We start from the raw sequence: 22,362 nt of genomic DNA on the forward strand, positions 1-22,362 counted from the left end.
TGCGCCCAGCCTGCCGCCTTGCTGCAGCACAGGTCGCCGATGGATGCGCAGTTCACCCGAGCGGGTGGTTTCAGCGGCGGCGGTGGTCGTTGGGGGTGAGGCGGGGGCCGAAGCGGGGGGCGTGGGTGCCGGTGGACAGCAGGATCCGGCACAGGCGGTGGCGGTGCGGGCGGTAGGGCTCCAGGAGGGCCAGCATCTGGGCGTCGTCGCTGCGGACCCGGCCGGCCAGCGCCCAGCCGACCGTGTTGGGCAGGTGGAAGTCCCCGACCGAGACGGCGTCCGCGTCCCCGTTGCTGCGCTGCAGGGTCTCGGCGGCCGTCCAGACGCCGATGCCCGGGACGGCGGTCAGGCGGGCGAAGGACTCCTCGTGCCCCATCGTCGAGGCCTCCTCCAGCCGGGGCGCCAGCCGGACGGCCCGCTGCACCGTCGCGGAGCGCTTCGGGTCGACGCCCGCGCGGTGCCACTCCCAGCTCGGCACCAGGGACCACTCCCGGGCCGAGGGCGCCACCCACATTCCCTCGGCCGGGCCGGGCGCCGGGGTGCCGAACGCGCGCAGCAGGGTGTACCAGGCCCGGTAGGCCTCGCCGGTGGTGACCTTCTGTTCCAGGATCGCCGGCACCAGGGACTCCAGGACCAGGCCGGTCCTGGTCAGCCGCACCCCCGCCGCGCCGCGTTGCGCCTCGCGCAGCGGGCCGGCCGGCAGGACCAGGCCCGCCGGGTCGTCCCGGTCGCCGAGCAGGGCGGGCAGCCCGTCCAGCAGCCACTGTGCGCCGGGCCCCCAGGCGGTCGCCTCGACCACGCCCTCGGACGGACGGGCCAGCACTCGCAGGGTGCCGATGCCGCCCGGGGTGCGGGAGGCCCGCCAGAGGGCGCCGTCGGCGGTCCGGCGGTAGGACGGGTCGGCCGGGCCCCGGCGCAGCGGCAGCAGGGTGCGGGCCACGTCCAGCGGGAAGCCGGGCCGCCAGCGGCGGTCGGCTCCGGCGTCGGCGCTCCCGGGGACGGGCACGGGCACGGGCCCGTCCGAGGGTGCGGTCCGGGGCGCGCGCCCGCCCGTCGACGTCCCGCTCACCGCCGTGCACCTCCTGCGCCGTCCGCCGACCATGGGGATATGAACGATACGCGGGTGCCGGAGCTGTCCGCCGGTGACGAGAGTGCCGTGCGGTCCCTCTACCACCGGGTGCTGGAGGGGTGGAACCTGCGGGACGGCGCGGCCTTCGCCGGGCCGTTCGCGGTGGACGGCGAGCTGATCGGCTTCGACGGGACCCGGCACGGCGGCCGGTCGGCGATGGCCGCCGAACTCGGAGGGATCTTCACCGGCAGCCCGACGCCCGAGTACGTCGCCAAGGTCCGGCGGGTGCGGGCGCTGGGGCCCGGGGTGGCGCAGCTGGACGCGGTCGCCGGCCTGGTGCCGGACGACGCGGAGGACCTCGATCCCGCGCTGAACGCGCTGCACACCGTGATCGCGGTCGACGCGGGCGCCGGCTGGCGGATCGCGCTGATGCAGACCACCCCGGCCCGGTACGACCGGCGGCCGGACCTCGCGCGGGCGCTGACGGCCGAGCTGCGGGCGCTGATCGGGCGCGGACCGGGCCCGGAGTAGGGCGGGCCCGGCCGGACGTCGGCGGGTCGGGAGACCGCGGCGGATCGGAGCGGCGGCAGGTCGGAGCGGACGCGGGTCAGGACGTCAGCGGCCCTGGAGCCGCGCCGCCTCGGCGCGCAGCTCGGGGAGCTTCGGGTACAGGGCGTCGCCCGGGCACTCGGTGTTGAAGGCGTCGCGGTGTCCGGAGACGGCCCGGAGGACCGCGCCGGTGCCCGCCGGGTAGAGGCTGCCGTCGGAGCCGGAGACCAGCCGGGTGCTGCCGGCCGCGTCCTGATCGGTCAGGCCGAGCTTCCAGGCCGCGATCCGGGTGACCCCGGTCAGCAGGTCCGCCGGGGGGACGTCCGTGACGAAGGTGCCGATCGCCGCGACGCCCGCCGTGTCGGTGTTGAAGCCCAGCGTGTGCGCGCCGTGCACCGGCAGGTCGGTGCCGCCGGCCCGGCCCTCGTAGACGGTGCCGCAGCGGTCGACCAGGAAGTTGTAGCCGATGTCCCGCCAGCCGTTGCTCTGCACGTGGTACTGGTAGATCGCCCGGATCAGCCGGGGCGCGTCGGAGCACGCGTACTCGGTGGTGGTCGCGGTGTGGTGGACGAAGACCGCCCGGACCGGGCCGGTGTACTGGAAGTCGGGCTCGCGGATCGACTCGTCCGCGCCCCAGCCGGCCCGGGTGACGATCTCGGGGCGCGGGGCCTGGTGGTGGCCGGTCCGGCGGCCGCTGTCCGCCGGTTCGGCGGCAGACGGCTCGGCGGCAGACGGCTCGGCGGCAGACGGCTCGGCGGGCACGGTCCGCGGACCGGCGGGGCGGACGCCCTCCCCCGGGTCGACCAGCTCCACCCGCAGCCCGGGCGGCGGTCCGGCCGGACCGGGCGTCACCTCGACGGCGACACCGTCGCTCGGGCCGGTCCACAGCGGCGCGGTGGCGCCGCGCGGCGCACGGCCGGCGGCGGCGCCGGTGGCGTCGGCCCCGGCGTCCGCACCGTCCGGACCGTCCTCGCTGTCGGTCTCCAGCTCGTGCCAGCCGCTCCAGACGCCGGTGGCCGCGTCCCGGGTGCGGACCCTGACGGTGCCCCCGGCGAGCGCCCGCGCCGGGCCGTCCCAGCCGACTCCCAGCAGGTCGAACCGCTGGGCGGTGCGCCCGGCCGGGAGCCGCCCCCCGGTCAGCGGGAGCGAGGTGACCGAACCGCCGCCGGTCGGTCCCGGCGCCCCCGGCCGGGTCGCCGGGACCCCACCCCCCGCCCGGGCCCCGGCGGGGATCGACGGGAGCGTCAGGGCGGCCGTGAGGACGGCGAGCAGGACGACGGGCGGGCGGCCGCGGAGGGCACGGGGAGAGATGCGCATAACCCGGATGTTCACGGGATTCCGACCGGGGCGCCACGCCACCCCGCGACCCTTCCGCCACCCCTCCCGGAGGTCCACCCGAAGGCCGTAGGCTGGGGCGCACCATGACTTCGCCTTTCGCTGCCGATGCCCGCACCCCCGTCGAGCTGCTGCACGCTTACCTGCGAGGTGGCACTCCCTCGGTCGACCCCGCGGCCCCCCTGGTCACCTTCTACGACGACGCCACCGGCGAACGCGTGGAGCTGTCCGCGAGGACCTTCGACAACTGGGTGGCCAAGACCGCCAACCTGCTCCAGGACGAACTCAACGCCGGTCCGGGCGACCGTGCCGCGCTGCTCCTCCCGGCCCACTGGCAGAGCGCCGTCTGGCTGCTCGCCTGCTGGTCGGTCGGGGTGGCCGCGGTCCCGGCCGGCGACCCGGCCGACGCCGACCTGGTGGTCAGCGGCCCGGACGGCCTGGAGGCCGCCCAGGCCTGCGAGGGCGAGCGGGTGGCGCTCGCCCTGCGGCCGCTCGGCGGGCGGTTCCCCCAGCGCCCGGACGGCTTCCTGGACTACGCGGCCGAGGTGCCCGGGCAGGGCGACCGGTTCGCCCCCTACTCCCCCGTCACCCCGGACGCCCCGGCGCTGGAGACCGTGGTGGACGGCCTGCCGCTGAAGCTGACCGGGGACCAGACCGTCCAGCTGGCCCGCGAGGGCGCCGCCCGGCTCGGTCTCGGACCGGGCGACCGGGTGCTCTCCACCTTCTCCTTCGACGACTGGTCCGGACTGGAGGCCGGGCTGCTGGCGCCGCTGGCGGCCGGTGCGTCGGTGGTGCTCTGCCGCAACGCGGACGGCCTGGACGCCGAGCAGTGGGAGAAGCGGGTCGAATCCGAACGGGTGACACTGCGCCTCGGGTAACCCCCGGCCCCGGCCGGGCGGGTAGGGATCCCTGCCATGGCCGAGGACGACATCGAGCACCCCCCGACCGAACGCCCCCCGACCGGACAGCCGCGGACCGAACAGCCGCGGACCGCACTCCCCCCGACCGGGCGGACACCGAACGGACAGCCGCCGACGGGACAGCCGCCGGACGGGCCGGACGGCGCCGCCGGGGCGGGGGGACCGGAGGACCCGGGGTCCCCCGGTGCGCCCGGTGCGCCCGGCGGAGGCAGACGCCGACGCCGGCGGTGGCTGATCGTCACCGCCGGCGTCCTCGCCTTCCTGCTCGTCGGCTGCGGCACGCTGCTCTGGGTCGCCTACCGCAAGCTCGACGGCAACATCCAGACCGACTCCACCACCGACCAGCTGCTGGCCCGGCTGGAGGCCGAGCGCCCCAGCCGGACCGCCGGGGCCCGGGGCGCCGAGAACCTGCTGCTGATCGGCAGCGACGACCGGACCGGCGCCAACGCCACCTACGGCGCGGCCGGCGGCCAGCGCTCGGACACCACGATCCTGCTCCACCTGGCGGCCGACCGGCGGCACGCGACCGCCGTCTCCATCCCCCGCGACGTGATGGTGAGCGTCCCGGCCTGCGAGAAGCCGGACGGCACCCGCAGCCGGCCGACGCTGATGCAGTTCAACGCCGCCTTCGAGACCGGCGGTCCGGCCTGCTCGATCCGGACCGTGGAGCAGCTCAGCGGCATCCGGATCGACCACTACGTGATCGTCGACTTCGCGGGCTTCAAGCGGATGGTGGACGCCGTCGACGGGGTCGAGGTGTGCGTCCCGCAGCCGATCCACGACAAGGACGCCAAGCTGGACCTTCCGGCCGGGCGGCAGACCCTGCACGGCGAGCAGGCGCTCGGCTACGTCCGGGCCCGGGAGACCCTCGGGGACGGCAGCGACACCCAGCGGATGGGGCGTCAGCAGCAGTTCCTGGCGGCGCTGATCCGCAAGGTGCAGTCGCAGGACGTCCTGCTCAACCCGACCAAGCTGTGGCCGGTGCTGGACGCCGCGACCTCCTCGGTGCGGGCGGACGGCGGGCTGTCCTCGCTGGGCGAGCTCTACGACCTGACCCAGGACCTGCGCGGGATCCCGTCCTCGGACGTCACCTTCCTGACGGCGCCGCGGCGGCCGTACCGGTTCGACTCGGACCGGGACGAGTTCGTGCAGCCGCAGACCACCCAGCTGTTCGCGGCGCTGCGGGACGACCGGCCGGTGGAGGTGCGGCCGCCGGGGTCGAGTCCGTCCGCCGCGCCGGTGGGGACGCGGCCGACGGTGACGCCCTCGGCCGCGGCGGCCCCGTCCTCCGCGGCGGATTCGGCGTCCGCTCCGACGTCCGCTCCGGCGGCGTCCTCGGCCTCGGCGGCGGCTTCGACGGCGGCCTCGGCGTCCGCTTCGGCGCCTGCGGGACCGTCACCGTCACCGGGGGCGAGCGGCCCGGCCGCCTTCGAGGGACGGACCGCCGACGTGGACGCCTGCGCGGTGCATTGAGCCTGCACACGATCACCGTTCCGTACACGGATCATGATCTTGGAAGGGTTCTCCGGGGGAATTCCCGGCCCCGTATTCGGCCGCGGAATTCCCTCCGGAAACCATGGCGGAGATCACATCCGGAACAATTCCCTCATCCGGCTCGTCTAGGGTGTCCGAGTCGGTCGCGCAATTCGCGGGCCGGGCCGAGGACCGGCCGGAGGGAGGGGAGCACCCGTGCAGCAGGACATCCACGACGGAGGAGCGGGCGCCGACCGGCACCCCGCCGACCCCGCCCCGGGCATCCCCGTCCAGCGCCGGCACACCCCGGGCGAGGCCGCGTCCGAGCCCCCGCACCCCGGCGGCCGGGCCGCGCGGCGCCGGGCCCTGAACGCCCGGCGCACCCGCCGCCGACGGGTGCTGAAGTGGACCGGCGGCCTCGCCGCGTTCGCCCTGGTGGCCGGCTGCGGCGGCGCCTACTACGCGTACCAGCACTTCAACAACAACATCACCGCCGTCAAGGTGCAGCTGGGCAACGAGGCGGAGCGGCCCAAGCCGGTCGCCGACGCCCTGAACATCCTGGTGATCGGCACGGACAGCCGGGAGGGCCTGGGCCGCGAGTACGGCGACGAGGGCAGCGCCGGGCACGCGGACACCACGCTGCTGTTCCACATCGCCAAGGACCGCAGCAACGCCACGGCGCTCAGCATCCCGCGCGACCTGATGGTGCCCGTCCCGGAGTGCCAGGCACCGGACGGGAAGACCATCCCCGGGACGGCGCGCACGATGTTCAACAACAGCCTCGGCCAGGAGGGCCGCGATCCGGGCTGCACCTGGAAGACCGTCGAGAAGGTCACCGGGATCCGGGTCGACCACTTCGTGATGGTCAACTTCGACGCCGTCAAGACGCTCTCCACCGCCGTCGGCGGCGTCGAGGTGTGCGCGGCCAAGGACATCAACGACCCGGACTCGCACCTGCGGATGAGCAAGGGCCGGCACGTCGTCCAGGGCGACGAGGCGCTCGCCTTCGTCCGGACCCGGCACGCCGTCGGGCTGGGCGGCGACCTCACCCGAATACCGCTGCAGCAGCAGTTCATCGGTTCGATGATCCGCTCGATCAAGAGCAGCGACACCCTGACCAACCCGGCCAAGCTGTGGAAGCTCGCGGACTCCGCCACCAAGGCGCTCACCGTGGACTCCGGGATCGGCAGCGTGGACAAGCTGAAGGACCTCGCGCTGGACCTGAGCAAGGTCGACAGCGGGAAGATCACCTTCGCCACCGTGCCGGTGCTGGACGATCCGGCGGACGAGAACCGGCTGGTGCTCAAGCAGCCGGACGCCGCCCAGCTGTTCTCGATGGTCGGCGGCGACCGCTCGCTGACCGAGCCGGCGGCGGGGGCGGCGGCACCGGAGGCCGCGGCGGCCGCGTCCGCTCCGGCCGCCACGTCCGCTCCGGCGGCACCGGCGGCTCCCGGGGGTGCGGCGACGACAGCCGCTGCCGCGGTCGACGCGAAGGACCTGCGGGTGACGGTGCGCAACGGCAGCGGGACGCCCGGGCAGGCGCAGCAGACCGTCGACCGGCTGGTGGCGAAGGGCTACGCCAAGGCCGCCACCGCCGCCAACGTGCCCGCCGTGGCGACCACCTCGATCGCCCACCCGGCCGGGAAGTCCGCCGAGGCGGCGGCGCTGGCCGCCGCGCTGGGCCTGCCCGCCGACGCCGTCAGGGCCGACCCGAAGCTGGGCGCCCGGGACGGGCTGGTGCTGGTGCTGGGCAAGGACGCTCCGGCGGCGGCCGCCGCCGAGGCCGCCGCGACGCCCGCGACGGTGCCGAGCGAGGCGCCGAAGGACCTCCAGCGGGTCCAGGGCGACGACACCGACGCCTGCGCGAAGTAGTCCCGCTCAGCGGCCGGTGTCCGGGGATCCGGTCGGGGGCTGGGGTTCAGCCGGGGGCTGGGGCTCGGCCGGGGGCTCAGGTTCGATCGGGGGCTCGGGCTCGGCCGGGGGCTCGGGCTCGACCGGGGGCTCGGGCTCGACCGGGGCGAGCAGGCCGTCGTGCTCCCGGTACTCCTCGCCGGTGCGCGGGCAGACCCAGCGGTCGGCTCCGGCCGGTCGCAGCGGTTCGCCGGCCCGGCCGACCCACTTGATCCGACGGGCCGGTACCCCCGCCACCAGGGCGAAGTCCGGGACGTCCCGGTGCACCACCGCGCCGGCCGCGACCAGCGCCCAACGCCCCACCGTCACTCCCGCGACCAGGACGGCGCGGCCGCCGATCGAGCAGCCCCGGCGGAGCGTCACCCCTCGGGCGTGCCAGTCCTCGCCGCGTTTGAGCCGGCCGTCGACGTCGACCGAGCGCGGATAGAGGTCGTTGGTGAGCACCGCCGCCGGTCCGACGAAGACGCCGTCCTCCAGGACCGCCGGCTCGTAGACCAGGGCGTGGTTCTGCAACTTGACCCGGTCGCCGATCCGCACCCCCGGGCCCACGTAGGCGCCGCGGCCGATGATGCAGTCCGCGCCGATCACCGCGTCCTCGCGGACCTGGGCGAGGTGCCAGACCGTCGTCCCGGCGCCGAGCACCGCGCGCCCGTCGACATCGGCGGTGGCTTCGACCCGGGCTCCCGAACCCTCGGAACCGGAGCCCCCGGAAACGGCGGCGGACCCGCCCTCGACTGTCCCCATGGCGCCCGACGATAGCGTCGGGCGCGGGCACGGGAGGGCGGGTCCGCCGGATTGGCCGGATGGTGACCCGGCCGCGTTCGGCCGCGCGGGCCGGACCGCGTTCAGCCGCGCTCGGCCACCACGTCCGCGCTGGACGGGGCGCGGCTGCCGATGACCTTGCGGGCCAGCGAGCGGGGCGAGGTGAGGAAGCCGAAGCCCCAGCTGAGGTGCATGGTCGCGAAGGCCACCGCGAGCAGCGCCTTGGCCTTGGGCGACAGGTCGCGCCCCTCCTTGACCGCGCCGCCGGCGATGCCGAGCAGGTAGACGCCGGGCAGGGCCAGGAAGGCCGGGTGCACGGCCAGGCCGAGCAGCAGGCCGAGCGTCACCCCGGCGAAGGCGGTGGGGGGCGCGAGGTAGCGCAGGTTGACCGAGCCGCGGTGGTAGCGGGTGACCACCCGGCGCCAGCGGCCGTAGTCCTTGTACTGCTTGGCCAGGGCCTTGATGGTGGGCCGGGGCCGGTAGGTGACGCGCAGCTGCGGGGTGAACCACACCAGGCCGCCGTCCTGGCGGATCCGGTAGTTGAGCTCCCAGTCCTGGGCGCGGACGAACTCCTCGTTGTAGCCGCCGAGGCGCTCCAGCACCTCGCGCCGGAACACACCGAGGTAGACGGTGTCCGCCGGGCCGGCCAGGCCGCCGGTGTGGAAGGCGGCGTTGCCGACACCGATCTTGGAGGTCATCGCCGCGGCGACCGCGTGCTCCCACTCGGTCTCGCCCTCGGCGTGCATGATGCCGCCGACGTTGGCGGCCTCCATCTCGCGGAGCAGCCGGACCGCCGTGCTGATGTAGCCGGGGGTCAGCAGGCCGTGGCCGTCGACGCGCACCACTATCGGATGGCGGGAACCTCGGATGGCGGCGTTCAGCCCCGCCGGAGTGCGTCCTGTGGGGTTCTCCACCGTCCGGACTCTGGGGTCCTCGGCGACGAGTTCGGCGGCGATCTGCGCGGTGCGGTCGGTGGACGGACCGATGGCGATCACCACCTCCATCGACCCGGCGTAGTCCTGTTCCAGGATGTGCCGGACGGCCGTGCGCAGGTGTCGTTCCTCGTTGAGCACCGGCATGATCACGGAGACCGCCGGCAGCTCCTCAGCAGCCTTGGTGTTCATCGGGGCCAACCGTACCGGTGCGGATGGGGTGTCGTCTTGTCCCGGTCTGGGCGTCTCCGCCCGGGCGGGCAGGGGGTGTGCGAAGGACCGTCGTAGGAGCTGTCCGGGGTCGCCCGTGGGACGCACGGAGGAACGTTTCTCCTGTCGGGGCCCACCGTACTCCCCAGCCACGGCGCGCCCTCACCCGGCCCGACCGAGGGCGCCCCTACCATCCGAGAGATGCCCGTCTCCCCCCGCTCCGCCCAGCCCGAAGACCCGGCCGGCGCCTCCTTCGAACGGTCCGGCGACCCGCTCGAACAGTCCGCCGACCCGCTCGACCGGTGCGGTGAACCGCTCGACCGGTCCGGCGGCCCCTCGGAGCGGCGCCGCTGGCCCCGTCGACTGGCCGCCGGCATCGCGTTCAGCGTCCTCGTCACCTCCTGCGGAGGCTGGGCGGTCCTGCACGGAATCGGGTCGATCGACCGGGTGGACGCCTTCAGCAACGACCGGGCGCGGCCGGCCGACGACGGCTCCACCACTTTTCTGGTGGTCGGCACCGACGAACGGGACGGGATCCCGGAGAAGACGCTGAAAACCGTGCTGCACGCCGGGGGGGAATCCTGCCACTGCACCGACACGATGATGATCGTCCAGCTTTCCGGGGACGGCTCCCGGGCCGGGGTGATCAGCATTCCCCGGGACTCCTACGTCGACATCCCCGCCCACCGGGACCCGGCCACCCGGCGGACGGTCCCGGCGGGCAAGGGCAAGATCAACGCCGCGTTCGGGATGGGCGGCCCGCAGCTGACCGTCGCCACCGTCGAACAGAACACCGGGTTGCGCATCGACCACTACCTCCAGGTCGACTTCGCCGGGTTCGTCTCCGCCGTGGACGCCGTCGGCGGGGTCCGGGTCTGCACCGCCAAACCGCTCAAGGACGAGTACTCGGGTCTCGACCTGCCGGCCGGCACCAGCACCCTGGACGGCGCCGGAGCGCTCAAGTACGTACGGGCCCGGCATGTGGACGGCAGCTCCGACCTGGGGCGGATGCACCGGCAGCAGAAGCTGGTCGCACAGCTGCTGCACCAGGTGACCAGCGGCGGCGTCCTGCTCAACCCGGTCCGGCTGGCCCGGGCGACCGACAGTCTGCTCGCCTCGGTCAAGGCCGACAAGGGCCTCTCGGCGGACGACCTGATCACGCTGGCGACCCGGATGAAGGAGCTGACGGCCGGGCGGGCCGACTTCGTGACCGTGCCGCTGGCCTCGGTGGACCACCCGGTCGCGGGTTGGGGCTCCACGGTGCTCTGGGACAAGGAGCGGGCCCGGGCGCTGTTCGACGCGGTGCGGGAGGGGCGGCCGCTGGCGGCGGAGGACGGCGGGGCTGGCGGGGCTGGCGGGGCGCAGTCGGCGGCCGGGGCGGGCGGGGCGGAGCCTTCGGCGGGTCCGGCGGGCTCGGCGGGGTCGGCGGGTTCGGCGGCGGGGGCGGCGACGGGAACCGGGGCGGGAGCCGGGGCCGGCAGCGTCGCGCCGGAGCTGGTGCACGTCCAGGTGTTCAACGCGGCGGGTGTCGCCGGTCTCGGCGCCCGGGTCGACGCCGAGCTGCGGCGGGCCGGGTTCGCCACCACCGGGGCGCCGTCCAACGCCCCGGCCGGCACACCGGCCGGGCGCACGGTGGTCCGGTACGACCCGCGCTGGGCCGAGTCGGCGCGGACGCTGGCCGGCGCGGTGCCGACCGCCGAACTGACGCCCGTCCCGGGCCTGGGGCCGACCCTCCAGGTGTACGCGGGGACGGACCATCCGGCGGCGGGACCGAGCGCCCCCGCGGCCGGTCCGTCCGCGACGGCGGTCGCGGTGCCCGCCCCGCCGCCGCCCTCGGCGCCGCCGTCGCCCGCCCCCGGCGGAGGCGCCGGTGCGGGTGCGGGTGCGGCACAGTCCGGTCCGGTGGCGGAGGCGCGCGCCGAGGGCGCGGCGGGACCGGCCGGGACGGGTGCGGCCGGGACGGGTGCGGCTACAGCCGGGGCCGAGCGGGCCAGCGACATCATCTGCCCCTGAACCGGCCCGCGGACCCGCCCACCACAACAACAGGGGCAGGGTGCGCGTGGCACCCTGCCCCTTCCCCCCTGTCCCCCCTGTCCCCCGGGACCGGGCCCCACCTTCCCCGGTCCCCCGACGCCGCCCCCGGTCCCCCGATCCGGGGGCGGCGTCCGGTCAGTCCGTCGCGATCGCCGCGAGGACGTTCATCCGCCCGGCCCGGAAGGCCGGCACCAGGGCGGCCAGCAGGCCGATGACCACCGAGGCGGCCAGGGTGAGGAGGATGGTCGTGGTCGGGACGGCCAGCGTCTCCAGGCCCTGGGTCCGCAGCACCTGCTGCCCGGTGATGCCCCAGGCCAGGCCGAGCGCGGTGCCGAGGACGGCGCCGAACAGGGCGATCACCACGGACTCCAGCCGGATCATCCGGCGCAGCTGGCGACGGGAGAGCCCGATCGCCCGCAGCAGGCCGATCTCGCGGGTCCGCTCAACCACCGAGAGCGCCAGGGTGTTGACGACACCGAGCACCGCGACCACGATCGCCAGCCCGAGCAGGCCGTAGATCATGTAGAGCAGGGTGTTGACCTGCTCCTGGACGAGGTCCTTGTAGCCGGCCTGGTCGCGGACCGAGGCCTGCGGGTACTGCTTGAGCGCGTCCTCCAGGCCGGTGAGCGTCCTGGCGACGTCCGTCCCGGCGGCCGCCTTGCCGAACAGGACGTCGTCCACCGGCTGCTCCGCGGCCGGCACCACCTTGGTGACGGTGTCGAGCGAGGCGAAGGTGTTGCCGTCGAAGAGCTGGTTGCCCTTGGTCATGACGACGCCGACCGGCACTGACTGGACCCGCCCGTTGCCGTAGTCGACCTTGAGCGTGTCGCCGGGCTTGAGGCCGTGGTCCTTGGCGTAGTCCTCACCGATGGCCACCGCACCCTGCTTGAGGGAGTCCGGAGCGCCCTCCTTGACCGGCAGCCGGAAGTCCTCGGTGAACCGCTCGGTGACGGCGGATATCCGGGTCTTCTCGGTCTTCCCGTCCGGCGCGGTGAGGTACGCCGCGATGGACTTCTGCTCGGTGACGTGGTCGATGCCCTGGACCTGCCGCACGGCGGCGACGACCGCCGGGGAGACCCCGTTCTGACCGGCCGTGATGATGTAGTCGGCGCCCACCGAGCGGTCGATCTGGTTGTTGGTGGACTCGATGACCGAGGAGGTGAAGACCGAGGCGCCGATCACCAGCGCGAGTCCGATCATCAGTGCGGCAGCCGTGGCACCGGTGCGGCGCGGGTTGCGCATCGCGTTGCGCTGGGCGAGCCTGCCGGACGGGCCGAACAGGGCCGGCAGCAGCGCGCCGAGCACCCGGACCACGGTGGTGGCCAGCAGCGGGCCGAGGACGACGAAGCCGACCAGGGTGAGCAGCACACCGAGCCCGATGAACTGGCCCCCGGTGGCCGCCTTCTCCGCCTTGGCGGCCAGCACCAGCAGACCGCCGCCGCCCGCCGTGAGCACCAGGCCGACGATCGCCCGGACGGTGTTGGAGCGGGCCTCGGCCGGGGTCCCGTGGTCGCGCAGGGCGGCGATCGGTGCGATCCGGCTCGCCCGGCGGGCCGGGATCCAGGCCGCGAGCACGGTGATCACGACACCCACCGCGTACCCGGCGACGAACACGTCCGCGCCGATCTTCAGGTCCGAGGCGTCGAGGTGCATCCCGGCCGCGTTCATCAGCTGGATGAGCCCGACCGCCAGGCCGAGGCCGGCCGCGATGCCGATCGTGGACCCGGCCAGGCCCAGCAGCAGCGCCTCCACCAGCACCGAGCGGTTGACCTGCTTGCGGCTGCCGCCGACGGCCCGCAGCAGGCCGATCTCCCGGGTTCGCTGGGCGACCAGCATCGAGAAGGTGTTGATGATCAGGAAGCCGCCGACCAGCAGCGAGATGCCGGCGAAGCCGAGCATCGCGTACTTCATGAAGTCGAGGAAGGAGCCGACGCTCTTCTGGCCGTCCGCCTTCTGCTCGGCCGCCGTCTTCGCCTCGAAGCCGGCGCCCAGCCCGGCCAGCGCGTCGGACTTGAGCTGCTCGTCGGACCGGCTGCCGTCCCCGTACACCTCGACCGAGGTGTACGCGGGCCCACCGAGCAGGACGCTCTGCGCGGTGGCGGTGTCCAGGAAGGCCAGCGCCGCGCCCGGGTTGGTGGTCTTGAACGCGGCGATGCCGACGATCGTGAAGTCGTGGTTGTCGTTGATGATCACCCGCAGCTTGCCGCCCAGGCCGAGCTTGGCCTTCTTCGCGGTGTCCGCGTCGAGCACGACCTGGTCGGGGCCCTGCGGTGCGTGACCGGAGGTGATCTCGACCGGGCTGCGCGGGGTGTCCACCCAGTTGCCGACGATGGTCGGGGCGCCGGTGGTCGGGCCGACCTTCTTGAGGGTCGCGGGGTCCGCCAGGGTGGCGTTCTCCACCGTGACCTGACCGATCGCCGTCTTCACCCCGGGGACCGCGGCGACCTTCCGCACGCTGTCGACGGCGACCGTCAGGGTCTGCGCACGGGAGTCCTTGCCGCCGAGCTCCGGCTCGGCGGGCCCGACCGAGAGATCGGAGGCGGTCGAGGCGAAGAGCGAGTCGAAGGTGCTGGTCGCGGTGTTGGAGAACACCAGCGTCCCGGACACGAACGCGACCGAGAGGACGACCGCGACCAGGGAGAGCGCCATCCGCCCCTTGTGGGCGAAGAAGCTCCGGAGTGAGGTCTTGAGCAACATGGTCCTGTCAGCTCCCGCCCGCTCAGCTGGTGCGCTTGCCGTCGAAACGGCGCATGCGCTCAAGGACGGAGTCCGCCGTCGGGGCGTGCATCTCGTCGACCATCACGCCGTCCGCGAGGAACAGCACGCGGTCCGCGTAGCCGGCCGCGACCGGGTCGTGGGTGACCATGACGATGGTCTGGCCCAGCTCGTCGACGCTGCGGCGCAGGAAGGAGAGCACCTCGGCGCCGGAGCGCGAGTCGAGGTTCCCCGTGGGCTCGTCACCGAAGATGATCTCGGGCCGGGCCGCCAGCGCCCGGGCCACCGCGACGCGCTGCTGCTGGCCGCCGGAGAGCTGGGTCGGCCGGTGCTTGAGCCGGTCGGACAGCCCGACCGTCTCCACCACCCGGTCCAGCCAGGCCCGGTCGGGCTTGCGGCCGGCGATGTCCATCGGGAGGGTGATGTTCTCCAGCGCGTTCAGCGTCGGGAGGAGGTTGAACGCCTGGAAGATGAAGCCGATCTTGTCCCGGCGCAGCTTGGTGAGCTGCTTGTCCTTCAGACCGGTGATCTCGGTCTCGCCGATCCAGATCCGCCCCTCGGTCACCGTGTCCAGACCGGCCAGGCAGTGCATCAGGGTCGACTTGCCGGAGCCCGACGGGCCCATGATCGCGGTGAACCGACCTCGCTGGATGTCCACGTCCACCGCGTCCAGGGCCGTCACCCTGGTCTCACCCGCACCGTAGGACTTGGTCACCTGGCGGGCCGAAGCGGCGACGGCGGGGGCACCGCCGGGAAGCTGGGCGTCGTACACGGCTGCTGCTGCCGTCGTCACTGTCGTCTCCTAAGAAGTGGTCCACCCGTTGCCCCCAGCCTGCTCCGTGCCACCCGCCCGGCGACATCGCGCAGGGGATAGTTTTCGACCGGGAGTCAGCCCCACCCTCCCGGTGAACCGGGGACCCGGACCCGACCGGAGCGGGTCCGCCTCGGACGGGCGGGGATGTGAACAACGTTAGGAGTCGGGGCCCCTCCCCCTCGTCATCCGACGGGAGGAAGCGGTCCAACCGGAGTTGTACGGGGTGGGCCGCCCCTCCCCCTAGGGGTACGCCGGGCCACCCTCAGGGACCCCCCTTACGGACTCCCGGCGCGACGCCGCGGGAAGCCGCCCGCGGGTGCTCCGCCGAGGGCGGCCGGAACGCCCGCCGGCCCCCTCGCCACCCTTCCCCGGACCGCCCGGGAGGGGCGGCGGGAGGGCGTCCGAGGAGGCCGGCGAAGCAGCTTCCGACGGTACTGCCGAAGAGAGTTGACCGGACATCAGGGCGTGCGGACGTCGAGCCGCGGGGACGTCGGACCGTCAGGCCGTCAGGGCCGGGGCGGCGAGGCGCTCCAGGGTGCCCGCGAAGGCGTCCACCACCGGCCGCAGCAGCACGTCCGTCTCGCGCTCCAGCACGGTCGTGCCGTCCTCCCTGGCGGTGATGTGGCGGTCCAGGACGAACCAGCCCCGGGTGATGTGGTCGGCGCCCATCGAGCTGAGCACCGGCCGGAGCGCGTAGTCCACCGCCAGCACGTGCGCGGTGGAGCCGCCGGTGGCGAGCGGCAGCACGGCCTTGTCGCGCAGCGCGTACTGCGGCAGCACGTCCAGCAGCGCCTTCAGCAGCCCCGAGTAGGCGGCCTTGTAGACGGGGGTGCCGATCACCACGCCGTCCGCCTCGGCGAACAGCTCCAGGGCGGCCGCCAGCTGCGGATGCGACAGGTCGGCGGTCAGCAGCGCGTGCGCGGGCAGGCTGCGCACCTCGAAGGGGACGACGCGGTGGCCGCGCTCCTCCAGCTGCGCGTCGATCAGGCGCAACAGGCGGGTGGTGCGGGAGGTCGGGGACGGCGAGCCGGAAACGGACAGGACGGTGGCCATGGATTCACCTCGGGGAGGAAGCGGGGGACTCCGCTTCGGCGGCGCGAGGCACCGACCCGCAGGAGCGTCGGCCGGCCCGGCGGAGGCCGGGCGGAGACGGTCAGCGGTGGGCGCGCCGCACGGGCAGCGGCGGAACGGTGGAAGAGGAGGAGTGGTGGGGGTTCGACGGGCGAGCGTCAGCCACAACAGAGCGAACAGGACACACGCTGAAGGTCGACGTGCCGCCGACGCGTGAGAGTCCATCGCTGATCCATGGCAGTCATGCAAACACGCAGCGTTCGGGACGGTCAAGGATCGTCCCGACAACCGAACACCAGGTGAGACGGACGGTGAGACGGAGGACCGTGAGGGTGACCGGACGGACGGCGGTCGGGCGGCAGCCGGACAGTGGCCGGGGGGCCGTCGGGGGACGGGCGGGTGGCCGGTCGGACACGGGGCGTGCGCCCGCCCGTCACCATGCGGCGGAACGATCCGGCGCGTGCATCAAAACTGCTACAAGGCCCCTGGCAGGCCCCCCGGGGGGAGTCACCGGAGCCCGCGTCGGGCATCCTCTCCCACATGAACACGTGGCAGGAGGGCCGCCCGGGCGGCGGCGGGAACCCGTACGGCGGCAACGGTGGCGGTGGCGCCGCGTACGGGCACGGTAACGGCGGCCCGGCCGCCGAGCCGCCGCTGCCCGCCGGGCTGAACCCGCGCGGGCCGGGCGCTCCGGCGCCCCGGCAGCCGCAGCCGCAGGGACAGCCCCAGGGGCAACCCCAGGGACAGCCGCAGCAGGGCCGACCGGGCCCGCCGCCGCAGGCGCCCGGGTACGGCCCCGCCCAGGGGTACGGGCAGCCGGGGCAGGGCTACGGCCAGCCCGGACAGCCCGGTGCGCGCCCGTCGGTGCCCGCGCAGGGCGGCCCCGGCCGTCCCGGTGGACCCGGCGGCCCCGGTGGGCCGGGCGGCCCCGGCGGGCCGGGCGCCGCGCCCGGTGGCCCGATAGCCCCCGGCGGGCCGCAGCCGCCCGCCACCGCCCGCTCCGGACGCTGGCCGAGGCGCCGGATCATCAAGTGGTCGGTGTTCGGCGTGCTGATCGCCCTGATGGTCACCAGCGTCTCCACCTGGTTCTGGGCGGACTCCAAGCTCAACCACGAGAACGTGCTCGCCGACTACCCGGGCCGCCCGGCCGCGGGCAAGGGCACCAACTGGCTGATCGTCGGCTCGGACAGCCGCAACGGCCTCTCCGACAGCCAGGAGGAGGACCTGCACACCGGCCACGCCGGCGGCAAGCGCAGCGACTCGATGATGATCCTGCACGTCGGGGACAACGGGAACACCCTGATGAGCATCCCCCGCGACTCCTGGGTGCCGATCCCCGAGCACACCGGCGAGAACGGCAAGCCCGTCAAGGCGACCACCTCGAAGATCAACTCCGCCTTCGCCTCCGGCGGCGGCAAGCTGCTGACGCAGACCGTGGAGACGAACACCGGCATCCGCATCGACCACTACGCCGAGATCGGCTTCGCCGGCTTCGTCGGCATCGTCGACTCGGTCGGCGGCGTGGACATGTGCATCGAGCAGGACGTCAAGGACAAGGACTCCGGCCTCGACCTCAAGGCCGGCTGCCAGACCCTCAACGGCACCCAGGCGCTGGCCTTCGTCCGCCAGCGCCACCAGATGGCCGACCAGGACCTCGGCCGGATGCGCAACCAGCAGCAGTTCCTCGGCGCGCTGGCCAAGCAGGCGGCCTCGCCGGCCACCGTGCTCAACCCGTTCACCTTCTACCCGCTGGTGTCCTCGGGCCTCGGCACGCTGATCGTCGACGACGACGCCGGGCTGACCGACCTCGGCTCGCTCTTCCTCGCCATGAAGGACGTCAACGGCGGCAGCGGGAAGAGCATCACCGTGCCGATCGCCAACCCGGACTTCAAGACCAACACCGGCGAGTCGGCGGTCAAGTGGGACACGGCGAAGGCCAAGCAGGTGTTCGACGCCTTCAAGAACGACACCGCCGTGCCGGACGTGAAGTAGCCGGACGTGAAGCAGCCGGACGCGGGGCGGCCGGTCGTCGGGCAACCGCGGGAGGGGCGGCCGCCCCTCCGGCGCGAATGCCCCGCACACCTCCGTGACTCCTCGTAACACCGCCGACACAATGGGTGGATGTCACTCGTCACCGCGCTGATCTACCGCCGTCGCCACCGCCTCCTGGGCCGCCTGGTCCAGGAGGCGCTCGCCGTCTACGGGATGGAGGTGCCGGCCGCCGCCGAGATCGGGCCGGGGCTCGTCGTGTTCCACCGGGGCTTCGGGACCGTGCTGCACCCGTACACCACCCTCGGTGCCGGGGTGACGCTGTACAACGGCGTGACCGTCGGCCGGGCCGACCCCTGGGTGCCGCAGGAGGCGAGCGCGATGCGGCGGGTGGTGGTCGAGGACGGCGCGGTGCTGTGCGCGGGCGCCAAGGTGGTCTGCAAGGCCGGGGTGCTGACGGTCGGCGCCGGCACCGTGGTCGGCGCGAACGCCGTGCTCACCCGCTCCACCGGGCCGGGCGAGATCTGGGCCGGCGCCCCCGCCCGCAAGGTCGGGACGCGGGCGGACTGGCCGGGCGCCTCGGCCCCGGCGGGTGCGAGCGCGGACGCGGCGGGTGCGAGCGCGGACGCGGCGGGTGCGGGCTCGGGCGTCGCCGCGGCCGAGGTACGCGTCCGCGTCTGAGACGCGGCCGGTCGGCGGACGGTCAGCGGACGGCCACCCCCGGCAGGTGCCCCGTCGCACACTCCGCGTACCGGTGGACGGCCGCGCCCCGCCGCCCGTCGCCCGGCCGCCCGCCCGGGCCCTCCAGCTCGCCCGCCAGACCGTGGTGGATCGTCCGCCCGCCGCGGCCGCCCGACCACCAGGCGTCCGACAGATGGACGACCAGGGTGGCGGGGTGCTGCGGCTCGGGGCGCTCCAGGACGAGTTCGCAGCGGGCCTCCCCCGCCGGGAAGGTCACCACGGCCTCGCTGGTCCGCAGCCGCGCCCGGCGCGGCTCCAGCTCCACCGCCCAGTACGCCGACACCTTCACGTCCAGCCGGCCGTCGAGACCGCCCTCGCCGGGCCGGACGTACTCCTCGTCCGGCACCCAGCGGGCGTGGTTGCGGATGTCGTCCGGCCCGAACCACTCCGCCCAGCTGATCCAGTAGCCCGCGACCCGCTTGATCGTCATGGCCTCCCGGAGGATCCGGACCGGGATGCGGGTCAGACTCGCGGGCTCGCTCATCAGCAGGACGCGACCGTCCTCGTCGACCCGGGCCTCGGGCTCGGGCTCGAAGGAGAGGACGGTCACCTGCTCGCAGGTCACCTCGCCGTCGTCCTTGCGCCGACTCGTCTGCCTCATGGGTGAACCACCTTGCCGGGGTGCGGAGTTCGTCGATTCGCGGCCGCTTCCCGGACGCCGGGCCGACCACGCCCGCGCAGCTTACGGCGCGGGTTCGGCCACGGCGAACGATTCCGGCGAATCCTCCCGGAGCGGGCGATGCACGGCTATTCTGCGCGTGCACACGGTGCCGTCCGCGCCCGCGGGCGCCCGTCCGCGCCGCCCCGGGCGCCCGCGCGCCCGCACGGAAGGAGCCCGCCCCGATGGGCGACACGCACTGGCGGGAACTCCGCCGCGAGCCGATCCACAGCGCCTTCGGGCGCGGCACCGACCGGGTGACCTTCGCCATGCCGGACGGCCGCGAGGAGGTCTACCACCTCGGCAACGAGTACTCCTGCGCGGCCGTCGTCGCGCTGACCCCGGACCGGCGCATCGTGCTCACCCGGCAGTTCCGGCCCGGACCGCAGGCCCTGCTGTACGAGCTGCCGGGCGGCGCCGTCGAACCGGGCGAGTCCCCCGAGGACGCCGCCGCGCGCGAACTCGCCGAGGAGACCGGCTACCGGGGCAAGGTGGAGCACGTCACCGCCGTCTGGCACGACGCCTACTCCAACGGCGTGCGTCACGCCTGCGTCGCCACCGACTGCGTCCCGACCGCCCGGATCGCGCACGACCGCAACGAGTTCATCGAGGTGGTGCTGATGGACCTGGCGGAGTTCCGCGACACCGTGCTGCGCCGCGGCCTGCTCTCCGACGTCGGCCCGGCCTACCTGGGCCTCGACCACCTCGGCCTGCTGTAGCGGGGCCGGTCGGGCTGGCCGGGGCGGCCGGGGCGGCCGGGGCGTCGATCAGGACGGGGGGCCGGTCAGGGCGCGGTCGGGAGGCGGTCCAGGACGAGGCCGAAGTGGGTGCGGTAGGCACCCAGGGCCGCGTCGGCGTCGAGGAGTTCCTCGGTGCGGGTGCCGTCGGGGGCGGTGCGCAGGAGACGGGTGCCGCCGGTGGCGCGGGTACTGGTGAGGGTGATCCGCCCGCCGTCGGGGGTGGGGCGGGAGCACGTGGTCGCGCGGGTGAAGTGCGAGTCGGGGGACGTGGTCTGCCACCAGCAGGTCGGGGCGAAGTCGGCCAGCCGGTACGGGCGGGGGTCGAGGCGGTACTGCGGCGCGCCGTCGAGGGCGACGTCCAGGTCGGCGGGGGCGCCGGTGGACGCGGTGTCGGCGCTCGGGGCGACGGTGAGGACTCCCGCCGGGTCCTGCTGGCGGCCCCGCTCGTCGAGGCGCAGCGGCCGGCGGGCGAACCTCCCGAAACCGACGTCCACCAGCCAGGCGACGCCGTCCGCCTCCACCCGCAGCGCCAGGTGGTCGAACGGCGGCCCGGGCTCGGCCCCGTCGAAGACCCGCGCGGCGAGCAGCTCGACGCGGTAGCCGAGGGCCCGCAGCAACGCGGCGAAGGCACCGTTGAGTTCGTAGCAGAACCCGCCGCGCCGACGCTCCACGACCTTGTCCAGCAGCGCCTCCGGTTCGAGCACGACGGGCTCGCCGAGGTGGATGCTGAGGTTCTCGAACGGGACGGCGTCCAGGTGCGCCTCCTGGAGCAGCGCCAGCTCGGCGGCACCGGCGCGGGCGGGCCGCTCGGCCCCGATCCGGGCGAGGTAGGCCGCCACCTGCTCGTCGGTCGGGATCTCTGCGTTCTGCGTGGGTTCGTCCATGACCGCCATCCAAGCGGAACTGATTCCTCCGGACATCGGGCCTCGGACCTACGTCCTACGGGTGACCCACGACAGCCGGGAGTCGGCATGGGGCGCAGGAAGTCGGAGGGTCCGACTTCCTGCGCGAGCGCGGGCGCGCGTCAGGGCACGAGGACGCTGCGGCCGCCGAGCGCCGCGTAGGTCTCGCCGGGGACGACGAACTTCTCGACCGCGCCCTCGCAGCTCGTCCCGCCCCGGACCTGGACCACCGAGTCCGTGTAGTTGGTGACCACCGGCTGGACGAAGTCGCCGAGCGGGAGGCACCCGCGCGGATCCTGGTGGGCGGCGCCGTCGACGATCAGGATCCCGTGGGCCGCGTACGCGGTGTTCGGGACCGCGACGGCGAGGGCGGCGGCCGCCAGCCAGGCCCCGAGAACCGTTGCCGTGCGTCGCTGCTTCATGCGTCCACATTCCTTTCGGCCGGAGCGGGGCGGCCCTGCGCGACCCCGCCGATGCGACTCAAAGTAACCGGACGGTGACGCTGCATCGGGGACCGATCGGGCGCGGCGGCCGGTGCGGAGCGGGAAGTCGGACCGGCCGACTTCCCGCGTGGAGGATCCCTGCCCCACAGCTGTCACAACAGGGCCGCCGCGATCCGTCAGGGAGGCGGAGCGGCACCACCGGGCCGCCGGACGGAGAGGACAGCACCATGCTCACCAAGATCATGTACGTCACGGTCTACGTCACCGACCAGGACCGCGCGCTGCGGTTCTACACCGAACAGCTGGGGCTGGAGAAGCGCATCGACTACCCGGGTCCGGACGGCCGCTTCCTCACCGTGGGCGCCGAGGGTCACCCGTTCGAGATCATCCTCTGGTCGCACGCCCCGGCCGCCGGGCAGCCGCCGCGGGTGGAGGGGGTGTCCGCGCCCGGGCCGATCATCCTGGAGTCGGACGACCTGGGGAAGGACGTCGGGATCTGGCGCGAGCGCGGGGTGGAGTTCGACGCGGACGAGCCCGAGGAGTACCCGTTCGGCTTCCGCATCGAGGCCCGGGACCTGGACGGCAACCGGGTCTCGCTGCGCCAGCAGCGGCCCGTGGTGACCGACCGGGACTGAACGGGCTCAGCCGGTCCGGCGGCCGGCCGCGCGGAGGCGGGCCTCGGCGGCCTCGACCCCGGGCGGGTCGGCGAGGAAGAGGACGCGGAGGCCGTGGTCGGCGACCGCGTCCAGGATGTCGAGGAGCAGGGCGAGTTGGGCGGGCGGCTCGTCCGCGAGGAGGGCATCGGCGTCCGTGACGAGGACGAGGAGGCGGGTGTCGGCCGCCCCGGCCGCCGCCGCTCCGGGCGGGAGGAGCGCGTCGTTGAGGCACTCCTCGAAGGCGTCCCAGTTGTGGCCGAAGTAGCCGGGGAACGAGAGCGCCCGCGCCCACTCGGCGAACAGGGCCACCCTGGTGCGGCAGTTCGCGCCCCGGACGAGGCGGAGCCGGTCCGGGGCGGCGGCGAAGCCCGCCCAGGCCCGGCCCGGCAGGAGGTCCCACCGGGCCGGGCCGAGCGGGGAGTCGGGCGCTACGGGCAC

General features: G+C 74.5%; 20 protein-coding genes and 1 pseudogene. 9 read left to right on the plus strand and 12 right to left on the minus strand.

The genetic code is table 11. The annotated features are described in order from the left end of the window. Positions 1-70: 70 nt before the first annotated feature. Positions 71-1,102, minus strand: a complete 1,032-nt coding sequence (locus ACW14Y_RS16740; protein WP_456987417.1) for a DNA-3-methyladenine glycosylase 2 family protein — start codon at positions 1,100-1,102, stop codon at positions 71-73. A gap of 6 nt (positions 1,103-1,108) precedes the next feature. Between ACW14Y_RS16740 and ACW14Y_RS16745 the strand changes: the two genes are divergently transcribed. Beyond that, complete coding sequence (locus ACW14Y_RS16745; RefSeq protein WP_380309214.1) at positions 1,109-1,600, plus strand: SgcJ/EcaC family oxidoreductase; 492 nt, start codon at positions 1,109-1,111, stop codon at positions 1,598-1,600. An 84-nt stretch (positions 1,601-1,684) separates the two neighbouring features. Here ACW14Y_RS16745 and ACW14Y_RS16750 read toward each other — a convergent pair whose 3' ends face one another. Next, positions 1,685-2,935: a peptidoglycan recognition protein family protein gene (locus ACW14Y_RS16750; RefSeq protein WP_456987419.1), complete on the minus strand. Its 1,251-nt coding sequence runs from the start codon at positions 2,933-2,935 to the stop codon at positions 1,685-1,687. A 104-nt stretch (positions 2,936-3,039) separates the two neighbouring features. On the opposite strand from ACW14Y_RS16750, the gene ACW14Y_RS16755 reads away from it, so the two are divergent. The 3 genes from ACW14Y_RS16755 (at position 3,040) to ACW14Y_RS16765 (ending at position 7,218) form a co-directional block, all read left to right on the plus strand. Then, positions 3,040-3,831 carry a TIGR03089 family protein gene (locus ACW14Y_RS16755; protein ID WP_266269726.1) on the plus strand — a complete coding sequence of 264 codons (792 nt, stop codon included), beginning with the start codon at positions 3,040-3,042 and terminating at the stop codon, positions 3,829-3,831. 36 nt (positions 3,832-3,867) lie between these two features. Beyond that, positions 3,868-5,346, plus strand: a complete 1,479-nt coding sequence (locus ACW14Y_RS16760) for an LCP family protein (RefSeq protein ID WP_380393091.1) — start codon at positions 3,868-3,870, stop codon at positions 5,344-5,346. A gap of 216 nt (positions 5,347-5,562) precedes the next feature. Beyond that, positions 5,563-7,218, plus strand: coding sequence for an LCP family protein (locus ACW14Y_RS16765; protein ID WP_456987422.1), 1,656 nt, complete (start codon positions 5,563-5,565; stop codon positions 7,216-7,218). A gap of 147 nt (positions 7,219-7,365) precedes the next feature. Here ACW14Y_RS16765 and ACW14Y_RS16770 read toward each other — a convergent pair. Both ACW14Y_RS16770 and ACW14Y_RS16775 read right to left on the minus strand, forming a co-directional pair. Then, a pseudogene (locus ACW14Y_RS16770) lies at positions 7,366-8,001 on the minus strand (acyltransferase); the annotation flags it as partial. Between the two features lie 101 nt (positions 8,002-8,102). Continuing rightward, complete coding sequence (locus ACW14Y_RS16775) at positions 8,103-9,143, minus strand: glycosyltransferase family 2 protein (RefSeq protein WP_380309222.1); 1,041 nt, start codon at positions 9,141-9,143, stop codon at positions 8,103-8,105. A 219-nt stretch (positions 9,144-9,362) separates the two neighbouring features. Between ACW14Y_RS16775 and ACW14Y_RS16780 the strand changes: the two genes are divergently transcribed. After that, positions 9,363-11,174, plus strand: a complete 1,812-nt coding sequence (locus tag ACW14Y_RS16780) for an LCP family protein (RefSeq protein ID WP_456987425.1) — start codon at positions 9,363-9,365, stop codon at positions 11,172-11,174. Between the two features lie 156 nt (positions 11,175-11,330). Here ACW14Y_RS16780 and ACW14Y_RS16785 read toward each other — a convergent pair whose 3' ends face one another. From ACW14Y_RS16785 to ACW14Y_RS16800, 4 genes are all read right to left on the minus strand, one after another. Continuing rightward, positions 11,331-13,892 carry an ABC transporter permease gene (locus ACW14Y_RS16785; protein WP_380307689.1) on the minus strand — a complete coding sequence of 854 codons (2,562 nt, stop codon included), beginning with the start codon at positions 13,890-13,892 and terminating at the stop codon, positions 11,331-11,333. 22 nt (positions 13,893-13,914) lie between these two features. Beyond that, a complete protein-coding gene (locus ACW14Y_RS16790) occupies positions 13,915-14,703 on the minus strand; it encodes an ABC transporter ATP-binding protein (RefSeq protein WP_380307692.1) in 789 nt (262 codons plus the stop codon). A 519-nt stretch (positions 14,704-15,222) separates the two neighbouring features. Then, a complete protein-coding gene (gene ssuE, locus ACW14Y_RS16795) occupies positions 15,223-15,777 on the minus strand; it encodes an NADPH-dependent FMN reductase (RefSeq protein ID WP_266269732.1) in 555 nt (184 codons plus the stop codon). Positions 15,778-15,953: 176 nt separating this feature from the next. Next, complete coding sequence (locus ACW14Y_RS16800) at positions 15,954-16,040, minus strand: putative leader peptide (protein WP_353612751.1); 87 nt, start codon at positions 16,038-16,040, stop codon at positions 15,954-15,956. A gap of 295 nt (positions 16,041-16,335) precedes the next feature. Between ACW14Y_RS16800 and ACW14Y_RS16805 the strand changes: the two genes are divergently transcribed. Next, positions 16,336-17,787 (plus strand): LCP family protein, encoded by a 1,452-nt coding sequence (locus ACW14Y_RS16805; RefSeq protein ID WP_456987428.1) that lies wholly within the window; start codon positions 16,336-16,338, stop codon positions 17,785-17,787. A 129-nt stretch (positions 17,788-17,916) separates the two neighbouring features. Next, positions 17,917-18,465 carry a hypothetical protein gene (locus tag ACW14Y_RS16810; RefSeq protein WP_456987430.1) on the plus strand — a complete coding sequence of 183 codons (549 nt, stop codon included), beginning with the start codon at positions 17,917-17,919 and terminating at the stop codon, positions 18,463-18,465. 22 nt (positions 18,466-18,487) lie between these two features. Here the strand turns inward: ACW14Y_RS16810 and ACW14Y_RS16815 are convergent, their stop codons facing one another. Continuing rightward, positions 18,488-19,126, minus strand: coding sequence for a hypothetical protein (locus tag ACW14Y_RS16815; RefSeq protein ID WP_402722329.1), 639 nt, complete (start codon positions 19,124-19,126; stop codon positions 18,488-18,490). Positions 19,127-19,368: 242 nt separating this feature from the next. On the opposite strand from ACW14Y_RS16815, the gene ACW14Y_RS16820 reads away from it, so the two are divergent. Continuing rightward, on the plus strand, positions 19,369-19,902 hold the full coding sequence (locus tag ACW14Y_RS16820; RefSeq protein WP_456987432.1) for an NUDIX hydrolase: 534 nt from the start codon (positions 19,369-19,371) through the stop codon (positions 19,900-19,902). Positions 19,903-19,967: 65 nt separating this feature from the next. Here ACW14Y_RS16820 and ACW14Y_RS16825 read toward each other — a convergent pair whose 3' ends face one another. Then, on the minus strand, positions 19,968-20,807 hold the full coding sequence (locus ACW14Y_RS16825) for an arylamine N-acetyltransferase family protein (protein WP_456987434.1): 840 nt from the start codon (positions 20,805-20,807) through the stop codon (positions 19,968-19,970). Positions 20,808-20,947: 140 nt separating this feature from the next. After that, positions 20,948-21,247, minus strand: coding sequence for a hypothetical protein (locus ACW14Y_RS16830; RefSeq protein WP_380307703.1), 300 nt, complete (start codon positions 21,245-21,247; stop codon positions 20,948-20,950). Between the two features lie 248 nt (positions 21,248-21,495). Between ACW14Y_RS16830 and ACW14Y_RS16835 the strand changes: the two genes are divergently transcribed. Next, positions 21,496-21,903, plus strand: a complete 408-nt coding sequence (locus tag ACW14Y_RS16835) for a VOC family protein (RefSeq protein ID WP_456987436.1) — start codon at positions 21,496-21,498, stop codon at positions 21,901-21,903. Between the two features lie 6 nt (positions 21,904-21,909). Here ACW14Y_RS16835 and ACW14Y_RS16840 read toward each other — a convergent pair whose 3' ends face one another. Further along, positions 21,910-22,362, minus strand: a complete 453-nt coding sequence (locus ACW14Y_RS16840) for a barstar family protein (protein ID WP_456987438.1) — start codon at positions 22,360-22,362, stop codon at positions 21,910-21,912.

This window comes from Kitasatospora sp. cg17-2, from assembly GCF_054031055.1.

What these genes read in the sequence shown, in the direction of transcription:
- ACW14Y_RS16740 (WP_456987417.1), bottom strand. Translation starts at nt 1,102, where the DNA reads ATGGTCGGCGGACGGCGCAGGAGGTGCACGGCGGTGAGCGGGACGTCG.
- ACW14Y_RS16745 (WP_380309214.1), top strand. Translation starts at nt 1,109, where the DNA reads ATGAACGATACGCGGGTGCCGGAGCTGTCCGCCGGTGACGAGAGTGCC.
- ACW14Y_RS16750 (WP_456987419.1), bottom strand. Translation starts at nt 2,935, where the DNA reads ATGCGCATCTCTCCCCGTGCCCTCCGCGGCCGCCCGCCCGTCGTCCTG.
- ACW14Y_RS16755 (WP_266269726.1), top strand. Translation starts at nt 3,040, where the DNA reads ATGACTTCGCCTTTCGCTGCCGATGCCCGCACCCCCGTCGAGCTGCTG.
- ACW14Y_RS16760 (WP_380393091.1), top strand. Translation starts at nt 3,868, where the DNA reads ATGGCCGAGGACGACATCGAGCACCCCCCGACCGAACGCCCCCCGACC.
- ACW14Y_RS16775 (WP_380309222.1), bottom strand. Translation starts at nt 9,143, where the DNA reads ATGAACACCAAGGCTGCTGAGGAGCTGCCGGCGGTCTCCGTGATCATG.
- ACW14Y_RS16780 (WP_456987425.1), top strand. Translation starts at nt 9,363, where the DNA reads ATGCCCGTCTCCCCCCGCTCCGCCCAGCCCGAAGACCCGGCCGGCGCC.
- ACW14Y_RS16785 (WP_380307689.1), bottom strand. Translation starts at nt 13,892, where the DNA reads ATGTTGCTCAAGACCTCACTCCGGAGCTTCTTCGCCCACAAGGGGCGG.
- ssuE (WP_266269732.1), bottom strand. Translation starts at nt 15,777, where the DNA reads ATGGCCACCGTCCTGTCCGTTTCCGGCTCGCCGTCCCCGACCTCCCGC.
- ACW14Y_RS16800 (WP_353612751.1), bottom strand. Translation starts at nt 16,040, where the DNA reads ATGACTGCCATGGATCAGCGATGGACTCTCACGCGTCGGCGGCACGTC.
- ACW14Y_RS16805 (WP_456987428.1), top strand. Translation starts at nt 16,336, where the DNA reads ATGAACACGTGGCAGGAGGGCCGCCCGGGCGGCGGCGGGAACCCGTAC.
- ACW14Y_RS16810 (WP_456987430.1), top strand. Translation starts at nt 17,917, where the DNA reads ATGTCACTCGTCACCGCGCTGATCTACCGCCGTCGCCACCGCCTCCTG.
- ACW14Y_RS16815 (WP_402722329.1), bottom strand. Translation starts at nt 19,126, where the DNA reads ATGAGGCAGACGAGTCGGCGCAAGGACGACGGCGAGGTGACCTGCGAG.
- ACW14Y_RS16820 (WP_456987432.1), top strand. Translation starts at nt 19,369, where the DNA reads ATGGGCGACACGCACTGGCGGGAACTCCGCCGCGAGCCGATCCACAGC.
- ACW14Y_RS16825 (WP_456987434.1), bottom strand. Translation starts at nt 20,807, where the DNA reads ATGGACGAACCCACGCAGAACGCAGAGATCCCGACCGACGAGCAGGTG.
- ACW14Y_RS16830 (WP_380307703.1), bottom strand. Translation starts at nt 21,247, where the DNA reads ATGAAGCAGCGACGCACGGCAACGGTTCTCGGGGCCTGGCTGGCGGCC.
- ACW14Y_RS16835 (WP_456987436.1), top strand. Translation starts at nt 21,496, where the DNA reads ATGCTCACCAAGATCATGTACGTCACGGTCTACGTCACCGACCAGGAC.